This is a genomic window from Methanospirillum hungatei (assembly GCF_020216685.1).
Classification (GTDB): domain Archaea; phylum Halobacteriota; class Methanomicrobia; order Methanomicrobiales; family Methanospirillaceae; genus Methanospirillum; species Methanospirillum hungatei_B.
On record NZ_JAIWNS010000299.1, the window covers coordinates 1 to 2690 of the forward strand.

The window sequence follows — 2690 nt, forward strand, 5'->3', positions numbered from 1 at the left end:
CTCCAGCAGGCAAGAATAACCGGAATATAGAAAAGATGTGAGATGACGGTATGGATATTGTGTGATATTGCGTACCAGCTAATAAAAAAAACCAGTACGGTAAGGGAAAGGATCAGTACGACCCAGCGATCCTGGTCTTGTGTACCAGTCACCAGATTACGCATAATGTATATTAGCGATCCCGGATTTAAACATCAACCGGTTTATTCAGACAGATTATTATGAAAAATTCGCAACATCAGGATTTGACATACGAGTCAGATACAGGATAAAATCCGGCTTTCAGGCGATTGCATACCTGAGAAGGGCTGCTATACCCCCAAGACCGGCAAGTCGCTCACCAGGTTCAAACCGCGATGAGAAGATGACGACTTCAGAACGCATCGCCTCTGCCTGTCTGATAAGATCTGCTGCATCAGGATCCCGAAGGAGGGTATCAACCACCATGAGGGTCTGAACCGCTCCACATCCGGTTGCCTCCCTGACCGCATCGATTCCATATGCTACCGGCTCATCTTTCCCAATCCGGCGCATGAGCTCATCAAGGCAGGTTACTTCCCGTGCGAGCTGCAGATCCCCGTTCAGTTTTTCAAGGATCCCCTGGCCGATGACCTCCTGCACAGCCCTTCTTCCTCCGGCCCTGGTATCCCCGATGACCAGGGGTGCAGATCGGGAAGGATGTTTCCGCTTGAATTTCGCGATAATCTCTTCTTTTACAAACCCAGGTCCTGCAATAACCAAGGGTCCGGTAAGCTGTGAGACCTGTGACACAACAGCCTCTGAAAACTCTTCCCTGCTGCTGACCTCGGCTGTCTTCCCGCTTCCAGCAGCAAGTGACCAGATCTGCTTTGGACCATAACTCTGCACCCGGTAGAGTTCTGCTTCCCCCTCTTCAACGGTGAGAATATGAATCGCCTCTGCTGCCGACCCTTTCACTGCCCGGTCAATCCGTTCAAGATCACTTCCGGACCATGATTTGATGACCGAGATCTCATATCCGGGTTCGAGGTTTAAGGTGTGATGAGAGCCGATATCCACCCCTGACTCAATGATTCCAAAAACCCGCAGCCGTATTGAATACTCATGAAACTCGACATCCTCCACCCTGATACCAAGACGGACCGGGCGCTTTTCCTGCTTTTCCGGACGTATCTTATCCTGGGAACCCTCAACACTCCGGAGCGTGGTTGCATAGACGAGAGAACCGGGTGTAATGAGGTGGTGGAGGTGCCAGAGGTCATCACTATTCTCAGGAAAGAGACGAATTTCACCAAATGACCGTTGTAGTTCTCCTGTTTCTGCCTTCATCCTTCCACCAGATCAGATCCTCCGGGCGGGACAAACGCAGCAACCGCCTCGGTATTGAGGGCAAACTTGAGTGCCTTCTGATCATCTGCAGATAGTTTCTCACGAAGAGCACGGACAACCTTCTTTGCGATATCATTGGGCTCATATGTTCCCGGATGAAGCGTTACGAACAGGTCACATGATTTTGTAACGGCTGATGCCGGACCTCCGAGAATCCGGGTCTGAGGGGCCTTCTGAAGCCCGATGACCACCTCAAGCGGGACATCGTGGAACCATTGCCGCTCTCCCCTGACCACGAACGAACCTCTGGAGAGGTATTCACCTGACTCTGCAGTCTTTGATACCTGATCAGGCCGTGCCGCATACACATCAGCGGATGCAAACCCGGCCCGCCATGCACCTGAATATGCCGCTGCAAACCGTGCCACCTCATCCATGGCTTTCGTCTTTCCTTTTACCACAACAACACTGGCCCCATGAACATCAGCATGGACAAAGGTATCCCCACCCTCCAGATACTTCCGGATCAATTCTTCATTCTGCCCGGCATCCCGGCCGCCAATGACCAGAACCTGATCTGATGTATAAAACCACCTGAACCGGTCAAACCACCGCTTCTTCGGCCGCTGATACTGCACTTTCCTGGTTCGTGCCTGCTGCACCTCGCGTTCCATAGCCGCTTTTGCACCGGCAAGTTTTTTCTTGAACTTTTTTACCTGATCATAGTACCTGCCGGCATTCTGGTCAATGGTTTCATGGACAAAAACCTTCACCGGGCGACCAAGGTCGAGTTCAACTGCTGCCTCTGCCGGAAATATCCTGATTATTTTCTTTCCTGCACCGGACGTATCCTTCTTTAATATCGCTTCAATTTCCTGCCATGAACGAGTCTCTGCAGCCTTTGAAAGTGTTGTAATTACTTCCGATACAGAGCCATACTCTTCATAGAGGAGAGCGGCAAGCTCCTCATTCCGTGCGATATTCTTCTCAAACTTTACAATAGCCTCTTCCTGCTGATGACGGATCCGGTCCTCACGGGATACCCGTTTCTTCTCCTCCTGTTTCTTTACCGGAGGAGCAACCGGGTAGAATGCAGCAAGGGCCGCATTAAACGAGTCAAAAGAACCGGGTTTTTCATCACCGACCGGAATTGGATGGCACCCGTTTGTATCAAGGACTGGGGTCGGAGAAGTTCTGGCTTTTTTTAGGAGGTCATGGATCGCAGTATAGAGTGCCGGCGCATCAGCCTCTTTGGCAAGTGTATTTTTATCTATCCCGGTAACAGAGAGGATATATTCTGCATACCGTCCTCCAAGGAATGAGCCGACTGCAAGAGATCTGACAATGTCCCGGTCATCTCCAGACAATCGCTCAGCAAACTC

Annotated in this window: 2 protein-coding genes; both read right to left on the bottom strand. The window is 50.9% G+C overall.

Annotation, left to right across the window (positions count from 1 at the left end; translation table 11 throughout):
- Positions 1–282: 282 nt before the first annotated feature.
- Complete coding sequence (locus tag LDL35_RS15230) at positions 283–1308, bottom strand: mRNA surveillance protein pelota (protein WP_304024105.1); 1026 nt, start codon at positions 1306–1308, stop codon at positions 283–285.
- Positions 1305–2690 (bottom strand): ribosome rescue protein RqcH (gene rqcH / locus LDL35_RS15235; protein ID WP_304024108.1); only part of this gene is annotated, 1386 nt, incomplete at its 5' end. The genes LDL35_RS15230 and rqcH, both read right to left, overlap by 4 nt.